Genomic DNA, 18,491 nt, shown 5'->3' with positions numbered 1-18,491 from the left:
CCGGTATAATGCCGATATAGTATGAAAATAGTCCGATTTTTATTGGACTATATTGAATACATAATCGGTATTAGATGCTTTGGTTTTAGAAAACTTGTGCAAACTGGTTTTCTAAAGTATATTTATGTTTTATTTGCAAAAATAGACTTTGATTATGGATTTTCAATATTTTTTAAAATTTATACCTCAATTAATTCAAGAGGAACTTCCTGCGGCTGTTTCTCATGAAAAGATGATGCCATTACAACGCAAGGAGCTTTTGGAAAAAATCAATTTTAAAGAAATAAATCCCAAAGAAGCCGCAGTGACCATGTTGTTTTATCCTAAAAACAAAGAGACACATTTGGTTCTTATTGTTCGAAATTCATACAAAGGAGTGCATTCGGCTCAAATTGCTTTTCCAGGAGGAAAATTCGAACTGGAAGATGCCGATTTTCAAACAACCGCATTGAGAGAAACGGAAGAGGAAATAGGAATTAGTCGTGACAAAATTGAAATTATAAAAGCATTTAGTTCGTTGTATATCCCGCCGAGTAATTTCATGGTGTATCCTTTTTTAGGCATTTGTAAAGAAGAAATTCAATTTGTTCCAGATGCTTTAGAAGTAGCCTCTATTATTGAATTGCCTTTGACTGTTTTTATGGATGATAGTATTTTAACCATCGAAAATTTATCAACTTCTTATGCTTCTTTTATTGAAGTTCCCGCTTTTAAGATAGACGGGCATATTGTTTGGGGGGCAACGGCGATGATGTTGAGCGAATTGAGGGATGTTTTAAACTCCGTTTTAATTGATGAAAAGGAATAGTTTACCAAGAGTACAATTCAGAGTTCTCAAATAATATTTTTGTAATTTTACAATACAATTTTTAAAAACAAATCACAGTTTATGGGACTATTTAAAAGAAATCCTTTTGGACATATCTTATTTCTAAAAAAATGGCTGATTCGTTTTTTTGGAAGCTGTACTCATAGACGTTATAGAGGTTTTAATGATTTGCAAATCGAAGGTTCGGAGATTATTCGAAATTTACCGGATACCAATGTGCTTTTTATCTCTAATCATCAAACTTATTTTGCTGATGTAGTGGCGATGTTTCATGTGTTTAATGCCAGTTTAAGCGGACGAATCGATTCGATTAAAAACATCGGATACCTTTGGGAACCTAAGATGAATATTTATTATGTGGCAGCGAAGGAAACCATGCGTTCTGGATTATTGCCTAAAATATTGTCTTATGCCGGAGCCATTCCTGTTGAGAGAACCTGGCGTTCGGAAGGCGTAGATGCGACTGAAAAAAAAGCAGTAAATCCTAATGATACCGAAAATATTAAAAAAGCATTAAATGATGGCTGGGTAATTACTTTTCCGCAAGGAACAACCCGTTCTTTCAAGCCTGTTCGAAAAGGAACAGCGCATATTATCAAACAACATCGCCCTATTGTAGTTCCTATCGTGATTGATGGATTCCGACGTTCTTTTGACAGAAAAGGAATTCGAATGAAAAAGAAAGGGATTCTACAATCTTTTATCATCAAAGAACCACTCGAAATTGATTATGATAATGATACAATTGACGAAATTGTCGAAAAAATAGAATATGCAATTGAGCAACATTCTTCTTTTTTAAAGGTAATTCCAGCCGAAGAATTAGAAGAGCAAGAGCAATTGAACAAATTGCGTCAATGGGAAATAGAATAGAAAGAGAGCAATACGCTCTCTTTTTTTATTTCTAGTCGTTTTGAATTTTATAGTTTGTATATTTAGATAGTTATAACAACGGCATTATGAATATTCCCAATACAAATTTATCGAGGATTGTAATTATAGGTAGCGGTTTTGCCGGAATTGCTTTGGCCAAAGAATTGAGAAATAAAAAAGTTCAGGTTGTTCTTTTGGACAAACATAACTACAATACTTTTCAACCTTTGTTGTACCAAGTGGCAACCGGCGGACTGGAAGCGGGTTCTATAGCATTTCCTATTCGAAAAGTGATTCAGGAATACGATGATTTCTATTTTAGACTGACTTCAGTTCTGGAAATAGATACCAAAAATAAAAAAGTCATTACCGAAATTGGGGAATTAGACTATGATTATCTGGTTATGGCTACGGGTTCTAAAACAAATTATTTTGGCAATAAAGAGATTAAGCGAAATAGCATGGCTATGAAAACCATTCCGCAATCGCTTAATATTAGAAGTTTGATATTAGAAAATTTTGAACAAGCTGTTTTAACTCAGGATTGTGATGAAAGAAACTGCTTAATTAATTTTGTTCTTGTAGGCGGTGGTCCCACGGGAGTAGAATTAGCGGGTGCTTTGGCTGAGATGAAAAAAGCCATTCTTCAAAAAGACTATCCCGATTTAGATATTGATAAAATGCAAATCAATTTGATTCAAAGCGGCGATCGAATTCTTAATACTATGAGTGAAAAATCATCCGAGGCTGCCGAAAAATTCCTTTTGAAACTTGGGGTTAAGATTTGGAAAAACGTTCGGGTTACTAATTATGATGGACGTACCATTACTACTGATTCTGATTTGGCGTTTGATACCGCCACGGTTATTTGGACCGCTGGTGTTCAAGGTGCTTTAGTCTCTGGTTTTGATGCCGATTCTTTGGTTGAAAAGGTAGAACGCATTCGAGTGAATCAATTTAGTCAGGTAAAAGGTTATAATAACATTTTTGCTATTGGCGATATTGCTTTTATGGAAACCGAAACCTATCCGGAAGGACATCCTATGATGGCACAGCCTGCGATACAACAAGGGAAATTATTAGGGGGAAATATTATTCGATTGATCCAAAATCAAGAAATGGAAGCTTTTGAATATAAAGACAAAGGTTCTATGGCTACCATTGGAAGAAATAAAGCCGTAGTCGACTTACCTAATTGTCATTTTAGTGGTGTTTTTGCTTGGTTTGTTTGGATGTTTGTCCACCTGTTTTCATTGATTGGTTTCAAAAACAAAGCAGTCGTTTTCTTGAATTGGGTGTACAATTACATCCGTTTTGACCGTGAAGGCCGATTGATTATCAGACCTTATAAAAAGAGAAGCTTTACTAGTTTTACCAGTGATGAAATTTAATTACCAAGAAGTAATTTATTCTAAAAAAAAACAATGTAAATGACGTTTATGTTTTGTTAATTATGAATTAAATTGTTGTTTCTGGGGTTTAAGCTGTCCTTAGCTTCCGCAGTCGAGTGTCAAATGTTTGAAGAATACGTAAAAAGAAAATCTGTTTGATCCGCCGCGGCGGAGAGTTATTTTCTTTTAGACTCGAGCCAAAGGCGAATAGAGCGAAGCTAATTCGAAAACTAATTTGACCGACGAGGAAGTGCAAGACTTGATTTTTTTGTTTCTTTTTTGATCAAGCAAAAAAGAAAATTAATAAACCTTAATTTTTACTTTTAAAAAACTTCATTGGTAGTGATTCCGTTTTACTACACAAAAAATACTCGAACTGATGTTTTAAATAATTTCATCCAACAGTTTACTTAAGGCTATAACGGCCTTTTTTTATAATAATTCACCATTAAATTGACAAATTTACTGTAGCTGTCTATTCCTTCTTTTTGTTGATTTAGTTTCAAATAACGGTCGTAAAAGGCATGAAAACCTCTTTCAATGGGCGTTTCATATTGCATCCAGAATTTTTCGCTTTCTTCGAAATTTCGTAGAATTCCGGGATGAACGGTTTTAAGTAATTTGTGATATATTTTTTCGTTTCGAATATACCAATTGTTCAAACAATAACGCAAAGCAAAGCTATATCCTGAATATTTAAAGTATAAATCGTTGTTGTTTACCGAAGCCAGAAAACCGATGAAATTACATTCGCTTTCGCTGGCATAACCCATTTGATGCGCCATTTCATGACAACTCGTTGTGGGTAAATTATACATTGGCATTAAATGATTAAGTTGTGCTTCATTGGTAAAAGGATTCAGATAACCACCAAAACCCATATATGTTAACGGCAAACTAAATAGCGATTTTTTAATGCTTAAATTCGAATAAGCAAAGAAAGGATATTCAGTTGACAGGTTTTTATAGCCATTCAAGTTTTTGTAAAAAGTATCTTCTTGAGAGTAAGGAAAAACTACTTTTAGTACGTTACTTTGGGTAACTTGACTGTGGATTTCATTGGTTTTTGCAATGATTTTTTTTGTGAAATTATATAAATCAGCATCCGAATACTCTCTTTCAATTTTCATTTTTTCGAAAAGAGGAATTCTGTAATAGTTGATTGCCCACAGAAAATGAAAGAAAAAATAAAATACTGACAGCACACTTAGAATTGATAATGCCCGGTTTTTCCAATTGGATGACCAATTTTTTCGATTATTCCAAAACCATTTTACAGCTAATAAAATCAAAACAAAATAAAATACATCACCTATAGAAAACGGAATCCAGCCCAAAGTGATTCTGAGGAAATTGGAAATATAAGGATACATTCCATTGCTGTAAAATGCTTCTACAGTCTCAGGGAAAAAGCGAATTATTTTGAGAATTAAAATCTGAATAACGAGCAAAAAGGGGAGTAGGTATTTCCGTTTCAAAATAGCAATTTTATATGCGTAAATATAATTACAATAATTAATTTACACCGAATATAAATACAATATAGTTTAATCGTTGTGGTGGAATGCCGTTGTATATTTCATTTAGTCCAATTTTTATTGGGCTATTTTGAAATAACAAACGGTATTAATGTTAGAAAAGGATTTTAAACTTTGTAACTTTGAGTTTTTTAAATCGAAAATACAACACAAAATATGAGTCAGGAAATACGGAATTTAGAACCTAAGGCATTGTGGAATAATTTTGCCAATTTAAATGCAGTTCCCAGGCCTTCTAAAAAAGAAGGACGTGTAGTGGAGTTTATAAAAAGCTTTGGCGAAAGCTTAGGTTTAGAAGTTTTTGAAGATAAGATTCATAATGTGATTATTCGAAAACCAGCCACAGCGGGAATGGAAAACCGTAAACCAATTGTGTTGCAAGGGCATTTGGATATGGTACATCAAAAGAATGCCGATACTGTTTTTGACTTTGCTAATCAAGGCATCGAAATGTATGTTGATGGCGATTGGGTTCGTGCTAAAGGAACGACTCTTGGAGCGGATAATGGGCTGGGTGTGGCTGCGATTATGAGCATTTTAGAAAGTACAACTATTGCACATCCTGCTATTGAAGCTTTGTTTACTGTTGATGAGGAAACTGGTATGACAGGTGCGATGCATTTAAAAGGCGGTTTACTTCAAGGAGAAATTCTGTTGAATTTGGATACTGAAGAAGATGATGAAATAGATATTGGTTGTGCAGGAGGAATAGATGTTACGGCGGTGGCTGAGTACGATGAGGAGGAGACTCCGGATCATTCTGTAGGTTATAGTATTACCGTAAAAGGACTCAAAGGAGGGCATTCGGGGATTGATATTCATAAAGGTTTAGGCAATGCCAATAAAATCATGAACCGACTTTTGTATGATGGTTTTGATAATTTTGGTTTGCAAATTTCGGAAATTCATGGCGGAAGTTTACGGAATGCTATTCCGCGCGAAAGTGAGGCAAAGGTGATTATTGCTTCGGTTTATGATGAGGCTTTTGTTTTTGATATGCAGCAAATTGTCAGCGAAATTAAAAATGAACTAAAAACTACAGAACCCAACTTAGAAATTGTTTTCGAAAAATTGAAAAAAGCACCATCAAAGGTGATGCCTCCGATGGCGCAATATTATTTTGTGCGTTCGATGGCCACTGCAGCCAATGGAGTGCATAGAATGAGTGCCGATTTTGATAATCTAGTGGAAACTTCGAATAATATTGCTAAGGTTGCTGTTGGTAAAGGGAAATTAACCGTGCAATGCTTGACGCGTTCTTCAGTTGAATCGGCTAAGTTTGATTTGGCTAACGACTTGCGTTCGGCTTTTGAATTAATGGGCTGCGAAGTAGAAATTTCAGGTTCATATCCAGGTTGGACTCCTAATCCAGAATCGGAGATTTTAGAGGTTTTGGTTCCAATTTATGAAAAACTAAATGGAGAAAAACCAAAAGTAGTGGCTTGCCATGCGGGCTTAGAATGCGGAATTTTAGGGTCTAATTATCCTGATATGGATATGATTTCTTTTGGACCAACCATTCACGGTGCGCATTCACCAGACGAAAGAGCGAGTATTGCTTCTTCTCAAAAATTCTGGAAGTTTCTAATCGAAATTTTGGCGAATATCCCTGTAAAATAGTGTTCAGTATTCAGTAGTATAGTATTCAGTAGTTAGAGTGGAACTGACCACTATACTACTGAATACTGACCACTTAATTTTAGTCTCTTTTAGGACTGTTTTTCTTTTCTCTTTTTTCTTCCTTCTTCTCTTTTGCTGTTTTTAACGGTTCTTTTTTAACCGTTTTTTTAGCGTCTTGACTTTTTGACATGGTAATTGTGTTTTAAGGTTGTGTTTTAGTAAATATAGAAAATTATTGTAATTTATATTGGTAACAGTAAAAAAAATCCCCAACTACTTTGTAATTGAGGAGATGTTTTGTTGAATTTCGAATGGATTAATCTTTTAAACTATATAGCGTATTTTGAAAATCAGCTTTAAATTTATCTTTATTTTCTATGTTAGTCCAAGAGAGTACTTTGTAAAAATGTGATTTACTTTCGACAATACCTACTAGATAATAAATTCCAATCTTTGCTTCCTTGTCGTAGTATGATGCATCAAATTCAACAAAATTAATGTTGTCTTTTGATTGATAAATAGGTTTAGAAATATTTCTTTTTTCTTCGTCTTTTAAAAAATCTTTAACGAAATCTTCATGAAATTCATTTATTGATGAATAATGCATGTCTAATATTGCAAGATCTTCTTTACTGTCTTCAATAGCAATAGTATAAACATCTTTTACACTGTTTTTATATTGAATTGTTGCTACATCATTAAGACCAATGGTTTTATTCATATAGTCAGGCAAATTTATAAAGAAGATATGTCCTGCTTTTTGTTGAATAAATTTTGTTTGACCAATACAAAATGTTGATTTTAGTGTAAAAAATATAATTAAGACTGTAATTGAGTATTTCATTTTTATAAGAATTATAGTTTGTTTTTTTAGCCAAATATAGAAAATTATTGTAATTTATATTGGTAGCAATAAAAAAAATCCCCAACTACTTTGTAATTGAGGACTGAAATCGGATATCTAAATTATGATATTTTAGTTTATTTCTTTTTCAAAATTTTGTATTGTTCATAGCATCCGCTTATGGCATCCATGATTTGTAAGTCGTTTGCGGTTTGAATAAAAGATTCTGAATAATTGCATCTTTGTAATATTTCAGGGATTTCTTTTTTATCGATACCCAATAAAACAGCGAGTGTTTCACGGTCAAATTTAGATTCCAGAAGATTTCTAACTGTATCGTCTTTTTTCATTTCCCTAAGTTTCTTTAGCTCAGTTGTTTTTTTGCCAAAGAAATTATACAGCATATCGGCTGGGTTAAATATAGAGCCTAATACTTTACCAAAAGCTCCCGGCGAATATTCTCCTGCTTCGTAGCCACTATTCAATCCGGAAATATTATAGCGGTAGTTTTGATTTATAGGAATGGTTTTCGAGTCGACTTCTAAATACCCCGTTAGGTTAAATGGTCGGATGATTACTTCTTCTAAGGCGATGGCTTTTTCGGTTAAGAAAATTTTAGCGACTTTGTTTTTGATCCAGTCATTGGTTACTTTAACTCTTAACGATTGGAATCCTAAAAAGGAAAAATGTAAAGTATCTGTAGGATGAACATCAATTTCAAAATATCCTTTTGAGTCGGTTACAGCGCCTCTTACCTTGTTGATGTTTATAATGTTAACGCCAGTTAAAGGTGTTTTGGTGTTATCGTTATAAATATAGCCTGTTACCTTTTGAGAAGGAATTGTTGCTTGAGCAAATGAGGCTGCAGATAGTACTAAAAAAAAGAAAACTACAAAATATTTCATAAACTGGTTTAAAACTTTAAAAGTAATAAAACGGCTTTAAATATTTTGTAGTTTATTATTTTAATTATAAGAAAATTAACAGTGGTCTGTTAGTCTCTTCTTGGTCTTCTTGGTCTTGGTGAATCACCAAAGCTTTCAGAACGTCTTGCTGGTCTTTCTGATGAACCACCTTCACGTCTTGGAGCGGAACTGCTTCTTTCGCTTCTGAAACCACCTTCTCTTGGAGCTGAGTTTCTGTCGCTTCTAAAACCACCACCAGAACCTTCACGTCTAGGAGCTCTGTCAGATGAACCTTCTCTTCTTGGAGCTGAGCTTCTTCCGCCAAATCCACCACCAGAACTTCTTCCGTTATGGTCACGTCTTCCGCCACCATCATTTTTAGAAATTTCAACATTAATACGACGTCCTTCTAATTGTACGTTGTTTAATACTTCCATTACTTTATCAGTATGCTCTGGGTCAGTGTTAAAGAAAGAGAAACCTTCTTTTACATCTACTTTGAAAACGTCATCACGACCTAAGTCTAATGTTTCTTTCAAGTAATCTTTCAATGTCATCCAGTCAAAATTATCTCTTGAACCAATGTTCACAAAATATCTTGTAGCACCACCATTATTGTTTTCTCTTGGAGCGTGATCATCACCACGTTCACGTCTCTCTCCTGATTGAGAAGAAAGATCTCTGGTTTTCTTGTAATAATTGATGAAACGGTTAAATTCAACAGAAACCATTTTCTTGATCAATTCTTCTTTAGTCAAACCTTCTAATACATCATTGATAGCTGGTAAGTAGTTGTCAATTTCGTGATCAACTTCAGTATCTTTAATTTTGGTTGCTAAGTGTAGTAATTGAATTTCGCAGATTTCGATTCCAGAAGGAATTGTTTTTTCTTCAAATTTTTGTTTGATGATTCTTTCGATAGAAGAAATTTTACGCAATTCACTTTTAGTAACAATCACGATAGAAGTTCCTAATTTACCTGCACGACCTGTACGACCTGAACGGTGGTTGTACGTTTCAATTTCGTCTGGCAATTGGTAGTTTACTACGTGAGTAATGTTGTCAACGTCAATTCCACGAGCAGCAACGTCAGTGGCTACAAGCATTTGAATTTGACGACCTCTAAAAGATTTCATTACACCATCACGTTGCGCTTGAGATAAATCTCCGTGCAAAGCAGCAGCGCTGTATCCATCTTCAACTAATTTTTCAGCAATAGCTTGTGTATCACGTTTTGTTCTACAAAAAACTACAGAGAAAATGTCTGGATTAGCATCAGCTAAACGTTTTAAAGCTTCGTAACGGTCACGAGCATTTACTAAGTAAAATTCGTGAGAAACCGTTGCTGAACCTGAATTTTTAGTACCAACAGTAATTTCTTCAGGGTTAGTCATGAATTGTTTTCCAATTCTTGCAACCTCTGCTGGCATAGTAGCAGAAAACAACCATGTGTTTTTATCGTCTGGGGTTGTTGAAAGGATGTTTACGATATCTTCGTAGAATCCCATATTCAACATTTCGTCTGCTTCGTCAAGAATACAATAGTTAATTTGAGTAATGTTTACCAATCCTCTATTAATCATGTCTTGCATTCTTCCTGGAGTAGCCACAATAATTTGTGCTCCTCTCTTAATGTCTCTCGCTTGTTCGGTAATACTAGCCCCACCGTAAACTGCTACCACATTAATACCTTTTTCGTATTTTGAGTAGTTTTTAAGTTCGTTGGTAATCTGTAAGCAAAGCTCGCGCGTTGGAGATAAAATTAACGCCTGTGTATTTCTGTTGTCAGCATCAATTTTTTGGATAACTGGAAAACCAAAAGCTGCCGTTTTCCCTGTCCCAGTCTGAGCCAACGCAACCATATCTGTATCTTTTTCCAATAATAGGGGAATCGCCTTCTCCTGTACTTCTGACGGATTTTCAAATCCTAGATCTTTAATCGCCTTCAGTAACGATTCACTCAATCCTAATTGTTCAAATTTATTCATTATGTATTTTTAAAATAGGGTGCAAAATTACTGTTAATATTCGATATAAACTAATGCTATTTCAAGTTTTAATGATTTAATATCTTTTGATTATCAGAAAGTTATCTTTTTAAACTAAAATTCGAGCTTCGGAATTTTGAATTTTTGTAGTAAATAATGGAAATGTTTGTAAAAAAAGTGAATAAAAATGTTGGATTTCAAACAATTATTTTATTTCGCTTAAAAAAGTAATTAGCAATTGAGTTGCTTTTCCTCTGTGACTGATTTTATTTTTGATTTCTAATGTCAAATCGGCAAAAGTTTCTTGAAAATCTTCGGGTTGGAAAATAGGATCGTATCCAAAACCTTGGTTTCCTGATTTTTCAGTAGTGATTTTTCCTTTGGCAATTCCTGTAAATAATTGTTGCTGACCATTAAGGTTTAGTGCAATCACGGTTTTGAATTGTGCCGTTCTATTGCTTTGCCCAGCTAAATTTTCTAATAAAAGATTCATGTTGTCTTCGGCATTGCGTTGTTCTCCGGCATATCGGGCAGAATAGACACCCGGTTCTCCATTTAACGCTGTTACTTCAAGACCAGTATCATCGGCAAAACAATTGTAACCGTATTTTTTAGTTACATAATTGGCTTTTAGAATGGCGTTTCCTTCAATGGTATTTGCTGTTTCGGGAATTTCTTCATGACATCCAATGGCTTCCAGACTTAGAATTTCTATAGCACTTGGAATTAATTGCTGAATTTCCTTGATTTTATTTTGATTGTTGGAAGCGAAAACGAGTTGCATAGTTGTTTTATTTGTGATTTTGTACAAATGTAATAATTTTTTGAGCTGTAATAAATAAGATGGATAAGGTGTAAGGAGCTGGCTGTGGAGTCCTTTTTTAGTATAAACCAGATTGGATTACCACAATTTATTTTAATAGTATTTTTGTAATCGGTTAATAATCAGTTAAAATGGTGGTTTTCTGCTAAGGGAGACAAAGTTATTTGTATCTTTACTATGTGGTTTCGATTAATTACTTGAATGGCTTAATTTTAAAATGAGATTAATACTTCAATAGTCGGCTATACTGGTATATGTATAAGGTGATAATGATAAATCAAAACTACAACTGGAGGGCTTCAATAGCCCTCCTTTTTTTATGGTCTAAACCGAAAATGTTTGTTTCTAAAAGTTGAAATTTAAGGTGGTTTTTTATATAAATAGCTTTGAAGTAATTTTGATAGAAAAGAATAAAAAATAACAGCTGTTTTGGATTGTGCTTTGTGTTGTTAATCTTTTGGTTTTGAGTTAATTAAGTGTAAAAAAAATGAAGTGATTGTGTTTTTTTTAAATAAAGTTTGTATCTTTACACTGTGGTTTTGATTCATTATGTGTGTATGTTAATTTGGGTAGAAAAATGAAAACACAATCAGCAGCAGAATTTAGTTAATTATAAGTTGAGAATAGTAAATCAAAACCAATTTGGAGGGCTTTAATAGCCCTCCTTTTTTTTTTAATGCTTGGTTACATTTCCTAAATTGTCTGGGAAATACAAATCAGATAGGTGCGTGAATTCATCTCCACGCATAAATATAGAAACATCTACTTCTTCGTAATTTGATTTTCCTGCTGCAGCCAGCAATTCATTGGCAGCGTGCAAGGTGTTTTTATGAAAATAAAAGACTCTTTCAAACTTATCAGTTACTGATAATCCTTTCATCAGCATTTTGTCTTGCGTAGCTACCCCTACAGGACATTTATTTGTATTGCAGCGCAAAGCCTGAATACAACCTAATGAAAACATAAATCCGCGGGCACTATTGCATAAATCGGCACCTAAAGCAATTGCTTTGAGAATAGCGTGTCCAGAGATTATTTTTCCGCTACAAATAATTCTAATTTTATCACGGATGTTTAGTCGAATTAAGGTTTTGTTTACAAAGATTAAAGCAGGTTCTAAGGGCATACCCACACCATCGGAAAATTCTAATGGAGCTGCGCCAGTTCCGCCTTCGGCACCATCGACTGTTATAAAATCAGGGTAGCAATTTTGATCCATCATTTCCTGACAAATGGCTTCAAATTCTGCTGTTTGTCCGATGCAAAGCTTGAATCCAATAGGTTTTCCCTTTGCTAATTCGCGTAAGCGCGCCACAAATTCGACTAGTCCTTTTGGAGAGTCAAAAGCGCTATGACATGGTGGTGAAAGTATTTCGATGTGAGGTAGTACGCCTCTGATTTTTGCAATGGCTTCGGTATTTTTTGCCGCTGGTAAAACGCCGCCGTGCCCCGGTTTAGCACCTTGAGAGAGTTTGATTTCAATCATTTTAACTTCGGGAAGATTGGCTTTTTCTGCAAATTTTCCGCAGTCAAAGTCCCCTCGGTCATCTCGACATCCAAAATAACCTGTACCAATTTGCCAGGTGACATCTCCTCCTTGTAAATGGTATTCGGTCAATCCACCTTCGCCAGTGTTGTGGTAGAAGTTTCCTTTTTGAGCACCTTTGTTCAATGCTACAATGGCATTTTCGCTCAATGCACCAAAACTCATGGCTGAAATATTAAGTAGAGAAGCAGAATAAGGTTGTTTGCAATCAGCGCCACCAATGGTTACACGAGGTAATTCGTGGTTAACTTTAGCGGGAAAAATGGAGTGTTTTAAACCTTCGTAAGACGAAGTGTTGATGTCTAATTGGGTTCCAAAAGGTGTTGTGGAGCTAATGTTTTTGGCACGTTGATAAGCCAGAGAACGTTCGTTTCTGGAAAAAGGTTTTCCGTCAGTGGTTCTTTCGATAAAATATTGCTGGATTTCAGGAGCTATTTCTTCAAACATATACCTGAAATAGCCTAAAACAGGAAAATTTCTTAAAATAGTATGTTTGTGTTGGAGGCTGTTGAAGAGACCAATAATCAATAGTATGAATAGAAAAATGGCAATTAATAAACTGGTTTTGAATAAAAAATGCGCCGCAAAACTAAGGATGAAAAGGCCTATCCCGACAATAAAAAATTCTTTTCTCATAATAAAAAGCGTTGTGAATATCTAAAATAAGAAGAATAACTAACATTTAAATAAATAGTAAAAATTTTAATATTTATTTAAATGTTTTTGATAGAATCTTGCCCCAAAGCGCAATTACTATCAATGGCGTTTTATTAAAAGAGGAAAAATAGATTTACCAATTTTCTTTTTTGCTTGATCAAAAAAGAAACAAAAAAATATTCATGCGTTCTTATTGTTTTCGGTATTCATGAATCTTCGATTTCAAGTCTTGCGCTTCCTCGTCGGTCAAATTAGTTTTCGAATTAGCTTCGCTCTATTCGCCTTTGGCTCGAGTCTAAAAGAAAATAACTCTCCGCCGCGGCGGATCAAACAGATTTTCTTTTTACGTATTCTTCAAACATTTGACACTCGACTGTGGAAGCTAATGACGGTTGAGAAATTATTATTGAAAATTAATTGTCCCAATGTATTGCAGAAGTAATTTGACAGCTCTTTTTAAACTTCAAATTTTAGTTTTTTCGAATGAATGCAGCGTTATGTTAACTAAAAAGTAAACGCACATAAACATGTTTAATTCCTTTTTTGTCTGAGTCTCTTTCGTCGATTTCAAGAATGTCCGTAAGTGATTTTAACATAGGAGTGAGTTTTGAAAAACCATAGTTTCTAGGATCAAATTCTGGTTTTTTCTTTACAATAAGATTTCCAACATCACCCAGGAATGCCCAACCATCATCATCGGCAAGGTCTTCAATAGTAGATTCTATTAATTCTATTGTAGGTTCGTCAATTTTGTTAAGTGGTTTTTGTGTTGGTTTTTCAGGAGTTTTAGTAGTGGTTTTTTCGACTGGTTTCTTGGTGTCAATGATGGTTTTAGGCGCTTTTTTCTTGATAGCTCCATCTAAAACTTCGATAAATATAAATCGGTCACAGGCACTGATAAAGGGTTTTGGTGTTTTTTGTTCTCCAATTCCAATAACTTTCATGCCTGATTCTCTAAGGCGAATAGCTAAACGCGTAAAATCGCTATCGCTGGAAACAATACAAAAACCATCGAGTTTACCAGAATACAATAAATCCATCGCATCGATGATCAAAGCTGAATCAGAAGAATTTTTACCTGTAGTATAGCTGTATTGCTGAATAGGCGTTATGGCGTGTTCCAGTAAAACCGATTTCCAGCCGTTAGCATTCGGCTTGGTCCAGTCGGCATAAATACGTTTGGTAGTAGGAGTACCAAATTTGGTAATCTCTTCCATCATTCCTTTTACATTGCTGTACGGAACATTATCGGCATCAATCAGAACGGCAAGTTTTAATTCTTTTGGGTTATTTGACATTTGCAAGGAGTTTTGTGAAATTTAATCAAAGATATAAAGATATGAGTTGGCGATTTCTTTATTTTCTCAAAATTTTCTCTATTGACTTTCCTTTTGCCAATTCGTCAATCAATTTGTCTAAATAACGAATTTGCTGCATGAGTTTGTCTTCAATTTCTTCTACACGGTAGCCGCAAATAACTCCTGTAATTTTAGAAACATTTGGATTGATTTGTGGAGCTTGGGCAAAGAAAGTCTCAAAGTCCGTTTTATTGTCAAGATGTTGTTGCAGGCTTTGTTCGTTATAGCCTGTGAGCCAAAATATAATTTCATCTACTTCTTGTTTGGTACGAGATTTTTTCTCCGCTTTTTGAATGTAATGCGGATAGACGGAAGCAAAGGATATTTTGTAGACTCTGGTGTTGTTCATATTGATTTAACTTTTTGGGCTGAAATAAAAACGAGACAAAAAATATTACTATGGACGTTTTATTAAAAGGGAAAATTAGGTTTACGAATTTTCTTTTTTGCTTGATCAAAAAAGAAACAAAAAAATCAAGTCTTACACTTCCTCGTCGGTCAAATTAGTTTTCGAATGCTAAAAGAAAAGAACTCTCCGCCGCGGCGGATCAAACAGCTTTTCTTTTTACGCATTCTTCAAACATTTGACGCTCGACTGCGGAAGCTAAGGACAGTTGAATGCAGAGATAAATGTCATTTTTTTCTTGAATAAAAATTACTCCTCGGAATGATACCAGATACTTGATTTAATAATAACTGCTACTGATTGCTGCTTACTACTTTTATTTCCAGTTGTTGCGTTTTTTGGTTTCTGTTATGTGAGCCAAATGATGATTGCAGTGCCAGGCATAGACTCCAATATTTTCGTCTATTCTAAATGTTTTTCCGTGTTCGGGATGAATAAATATTCTTCCGTTTTCTTCTTCTGTCAGATGGTTTAACAACGCAGTCCATCTTTCGTGGATGCCTTCTAACATTTTTAAGGCAGGAGCAATAGGCATATTTTTACTGTCGATAAGTTCAGCCCATCGTTCTTCGTAATAGGGTTTGATTGTGGGTTGGTCTTCGGTTAAAGCGAGCTTCAAACGCGTTAAACTGTTCATGTGACTGTCGGCACAATGGTGGATGACTTGTCTGATTGTCCAGCCGTTAGTTCTGTATTGAGTGTCTAATTGTTCATCAGTTAGATGATTGACTTCGTTTTTAAGTCTGGTGGGAAAGGATGAAATATCAGCAATCCATTGTGATATAATGTCTTTTGTAATGGTTACTGGTTGCTCAAACTTTCCAATGGGATACTTTAGTTGTTCTAGTGTCATATTAGTTTTTTTATAGTTATGTTGCTTTTTTTTTAATTTCTAATCAATTTCCTCAAACTTGTCTTCCCGACGTAGGAGGGAACTCCACAAGTAACTCCTCATTGATAAACTTACCGCACGAAAGGATTCGTGCGGTAGCGGGGGGATTTTTTTCTTATTTATGTTTTGAGATAATCAATTTTTCCATTCTTCTTTTAGAATGCTATAAACGTAAGTTCCTTCACTGTCTCCATAAGATTGAATATTATAATTTCTCAAAAACCCCTCTTTAATGGCTCCAATTTTTTCTATTGCCTTTTGTGATTTTAGGTTTTTTACATCTATTTTAAATTCTACTCTTCTTAAATTTAGAGTGTCAAAACAATAATCTAAGAGAAGTTCTTTACAAATTACATTTATGCCAGTTCCTTGAAACTTTTTACCAATCCAAGTCCATCCAATTTCTAATCTCTTATTTTGAAAACTAAAATTCCCAAACATTGTCAATCCTATAGGACTATTATCTTCTTTCCTAATAATTATTAGAGGATACAGTTCTTTTTCTTTTTTAGAATTTAGACAGAAGCTAAAATAATCAGTTAAATCATTTCTGTTTTTTACTCGTGCTCCAAATTCACCTAATTCTTTGTTATAGCTTATAGATTCTATTTTATCGATATCATCAATAGATAATGGGCGCAATAAAATTGACTCATTTTCAAGAATCAATTCAGATGAGAAAAAATTTTCTAAGTTCATTTTTGTAATTGTATATATTTACCTTGAGCATTGGGATGTTTAATTGTTCTAATGTTATGTTAGTTTGTAGTTGTGTGCGTTCTTTAAAGTACCACACGAAAGGATTCGTGCGGTAGCGGAGGGTGTTTTTAGTTGCTAACTTTTTCTAATTCAATTTGATTTATTCCAGCCGCATCTAAATACATTTCTCCAAATTCTTCTGAGTCAATTAGACAAATTCCTCCGATTGGATTTAATTCAATGTTTTTCAAAATTATTCTAAAATTAAAATTCTGTGAATTTGCGTTTCCATTTTTGTCAGTTAACTTTTGAATTTCATTTTTAAAATTACTGTAATTTTCTGTTGCAACAAATTCGCCACCTATTGCGCCCATGCTTTCGTCAATGATTTTAAAGTTTACAATTCCAATAGCTGAATTATCTATAAAAATTTGCCCTTCCATTTTTCTTAGGTTGTATTTGGTACGATTTTATAAAATGCTCAATAACTTTTTTATTAAATCTGATAAACGTTAATATTTATTTTATCCCAAATATATTTATTTTTTCTTACAAACATTCAGCTCGATTTTTATTATCAGCCGTTTTGGAAACAAAATATTATTTTCTAGCCCTGATAGAGCCGATATCCTCCTGTAGCGGAGCGAAAGGAGATAAAGGCGAAAGCAGGAGTAAAAGTGGTTTTAGATGACATAGTTTTGCTCCTAAAATAAATTCAGCTTAAAAGCCGCTAATAAAATTTAAATAATTAATTTTGCAAACTGTTAAAAATTAATGTTATTACATCACGATAGTATGGTAAAAGATTTATTCGAAAGAATTCAGAACAATAAAGGACCGTTAGGAAAATGGGCTTCGCAAGCAGAAGGATATTTTGTGTTTCCAAAATTAGAGGGAGAACTAGGGCCTAGAATGAAGTTTGCTGGAAAAGATATTTTGAACTGGAGTTTGAATGACTATTTAGGTTTAGCGAATCATCCTGAAGTACGTCAGGCTGATACTGATGCTGCGATTCAGTTTGGTGCTGCATACCCAATGGGGGCTCGTATGATGAGTGGACATACTACTTATCATGAACAATTAGAAAAAGAATTGGCTGAATTTGTAATGAAAGAATCGGCTTATTTATTGAATTTTGGTTACCAGGGAATGGTGTCTATTATTGATGCTTTGGTGACTAAAAACGATATTATTGTGTATGATGTAGATTCGCACGCTTGTATTATTGACGGGGTTCGTCTTCACGTGGGTAAGCGTTTTACGTATAAGCACAATGATTTAGAGAGCATGGAGAAAAACCTGCAACGTGCTACTAAAATGGCTACCGAAACTGGAGGAGGAATTTTATTTATTACCGAAGGTGTTTTTGGAATGCGTGGGCAACAAGGAAAGTTGAAAGAAATTGTTGCGATGAAAGAGAAATACAATTTTCGTTTGTTAGTTGATGATGCACACGGTTTTGGTACACTTGGAAAAACAGGTGCCGGAGCAGGTGAGGAGCAAGGTTGTCAGGACGGAATTGATGTTTACTTTTCGACTTTTGCAAAATCTATGGCTAATATTGGAGCTTTTGTAGCTGCTGATAAAGATATTATTGATTATTTGAAATACAATTTACGTTCGCAAATGTTTGCTAAGGCTTTGCCAATGATTCAGACTATTGGTTCTTTGAAACGTTTGGAATTATTACGTAAATCATCTGAAATTAAAGATAAGCTTTGGGTAAATGTTAATGCATTACAAAGTGGTTTAAAAGAAAAAGGGTTCAACATTGGAGATACAAATACTTGTATTACTCCTGTATATCTTGAAGGAAGTATTCCGGAAGCAATGGTGATGGTAAACGATTTGAGAGAGAACTACGGTATTTTCTTGTCTATTGTGGTTTATCCGGTTATTCCAAAAGGAATTATCTTATTGAGAATGATTCCTACGTCTTCTCATACGCTGGCTGATATCGATGAGACATTGGTTGCTTTTGAAGCTATTCGTGAGAAATTAGTAAATGGAACTTACAAAGCAATTGCTGAAAAAACTACAATTAATGTTGATGCGGAAGCATAGAAATTAGTGTTCAGTGTTCAGTTTTTTAGTATTCAGTAATGCTAAAACAAAAAATCCA

At 34.3% G+C, this 18,491-nt stretch carries 16 protein-coding genes; 5 read left to right on the top strand and 11 right to left on the bottom strand.

The window, feature by feature from the left end:
* The first annotated feature begins 154 nt into the window (after positions 1-154).
* The 3 genes from GTZ96_RS13430 to GTZ96_RS13420 all read left to right on the top strand — a co-directional run bounded on the left by GTZ96_RS13430 (position 155) and on the right by GTZ96_RS13420 (position 3,093).
* The gene (locus GTZ96_RS13430) at positions 155-808 is read left to right on the top strand and encodes an NUDIX hydrolase (RefSeq protein WP_161644424.1); all 654 of its coding nucleotides are present in this window, start codon (positions 155-157) and stop codon (positions 806-808) included.
* 81 nt (positions 809-889) lie between these two features.
* Positions 890-1,702: a lysophospholipid acyltransferase family protein gene (locus GTZ96_RS13425; protein ID WP_161644423.1), complete on the top strand. Its 813-nt coding sequence runs from the start codon at positions 890-892 to the stop codon at positions 1,700-1,702.
* A gap of 86 nt (positions 1,703-1,788) precedes the next feature.
* The gene (locus GTZ96_RS13420; RefSeq protein ID WP_161644422.1) at positions 1,789-3,093 is read left to right on the top strand and encodes an NAD(P)/FAD-dependent oxidoreductase; all 1,305 of its coding nucleotides are present in this window, start codon (positions 1,789-1,791) and stop codon (positions 3,091-3,093) included.
* 416 nt (positions 3,094-3,509) lie between these two features.
* Here GTZ96_RS13420 and GTZ96_RS13415 read toward each other — a convergent pair whose 3' ends face one another.
* On the bottom strand, positions 3,510-4,571 hold the full coding sequence (locus tag GTZ96_RS13415) for a DUF3810 domain-containing protein (protein WP_161644421.1): 1,062 nt from the start codon (positions 4,569-4,571) through the stop codon (positions 3,510-3,512).
* 216 nt (positions 4,572-4,787) lie between these two features.
* Here GTZ96_RS13415 and GTZ96_RS13410 point away from each other — a divergent pair, with 216 nt between their 5' ends.
* Positions 4,788-6,251, top strand: a complete 1,464-nt coding sequence (locus GTZ96_RS13410) for an aminoacyl-histidine dipeptidase (protein WP_161644420.1) — start codon at positions 4,788-4,790, stop codon at positions 6,249-6,251.
* A gap of 316 nt (positions 6,252-6,567) precedes the next feature.
* On the opposite strand, the gene GTZ96_RS13405 is transcribed toward GTZ96_RS13410, so the two are convergent.
* From GTZ96_RS13405 to GTZ96_RS13360, 10 genes are all read right to left on the bottom strand, one after another.
* The gene (locus GTZ96_RS13405) at positions 6,568-7,095 is read right to left on the bottom strand and encodes a hypothetical protein (protein ID WP_161644419.1); all 528 of its coding nucleotides are present in this window, start codon (positions 7,093-7,095) and stop codon (positions 6,568-6,570) included.
* Between the two features lie 137 nt (positions 7,096-7,232).
* Entirely contained in the window at positions 7,233-8,000 is a 768-nt protein-coding gene (locus GTZ96_RS13400; RefSeq protein ID WP_161644418.1) for a carboxypeptidase-like regulatory domain-containing protein, read from the bottom strand.
* 89 nt (positions 8,001-8,089) lie between these two features.
* Complete coding sequence (locus tag GTZ96_RS13395; protein ID WP_161644417.1) at positions 8,090-9,988, bottom strand: DEAD/DEAH box helicase; 1,899 nt, start codon at positions 9,986-9,988, stop codon at positions 8,090-8,092.
* Between the two features lie 205 nt (positions 9,989-10,193).
* Positions 10,194-10,772 carry a non-canonical purine NTP diphosphatase gene (locus GTZ96_RS13390; RefSeq protein WP_161644416.1) on the bottom strand — a complete coding sequence of 193 codons (579 nt, stop codon included), beginning with the start codon at positions 10,770-10,772 and terminating at the stop codon, positions 10,194-10,196.
* A gap of 712 nt (positions 10,773-11,484) precedes the next feature.
* Complete coding sequence (locus GTZ96_RS13385; protein WP_161644415.1) at positions 11,485-12,993, bottom strand: FMN-binding glutamate synthase family protein; 1,509 nt, start codon at positions 12,991-12,993, stop codon at positions 11,485-11,487.
* A gap of 521 nt (positions 12,994-13,514) precedes the next feature.
* Positions 13,515-14,312 carry an NYN domain-containing protein gene (locus tag GTZ96_RS13380; protein WP_181033193.1) on the bottom strand — a complete coding sequence of 266 codons (798 nt, stop codon included), beginning with the start codon at positions 14,310-14,312 and terminating at the stop codon, positions 13,515-13,517.
* 58 nt (positions 14,313-14,370) lie between these two features.
* Positions 14,371-14,721, bottom strand: coding sequence for a DUF2200 domain-containing protein (locus GTZ96_RS13375; protein ID WP_161644413.1), 351 nt, complete (start codon positions 14,719-14,721; stop codon positions 14,371-14,373).
* Positions 14,722-15,094: 373 nt separating this feature from the next.
* The gene (locus GTZ96_RS13370; RefSeq protein WP_161644412.1) at positions 15,095-15,631 is read right to left on the bottom strand and encodes a YfiT family bacillithiol transferase; all 537 of its coding nucleotides are present in this window, start codon (positions 15,629-15,631) and stop codon (positions 15,095-15,097) included.
* A gap of 174 nt (positions 15,632-15,805) precedes the next feature.
* Positions 15,806-16,369, bottom strand: a complete 564-nt coding sequence (locus GTZ96_RS13365) for a GNAT family N-acetyltransferase (RefSeq protein ID WP_161644411.1) — start codon at positions 16,367-16,369, stop codon at positions 15,806-15,808.
* A gap of 128 nt (positions 16,370-16,497) precedes the next feature.
* Entirely contained in the window at positions 16,498-16,812 is a 315-nt protein-coding gene (locus GTZ96_RS13360) for a hypothetical protein (protein ID WP_161644410.1), read from the bottom strand.
* Positions 16,813-17,164: 352 nt separating this feature from the next.
* Here GTZ96_RS13360 and GTZ96_RS13355 point away from each other — a divergent pair, with 352 nt between their 5' ends.
* Entirely contained in the window at positions 17,165-18,433 is a 1,269-nt protein-coding gene (locus tag GTZ96_RS13355) for an aminotransferase class I/II-fold pyridoxal phosphate-dependent enzyme (protein ID WP_161644409.1), read from the top strand.
* Positions 18,434-18,491: the final 58 nt, after the last annotated feature.

This window comes from Flavobacterium undicola (assembly GCF_009909155.2).
Classification (GTDB): domain Bacteria; phylum Bacteroidota; class Bacteroidia; order Flavobacteriales; family Flavobacteriaceae; genus Flavobacterium; species Flavobacterium undicola.
This window is presented reverse-complemented; position numbering and strand designations above follow the sequence as displayed.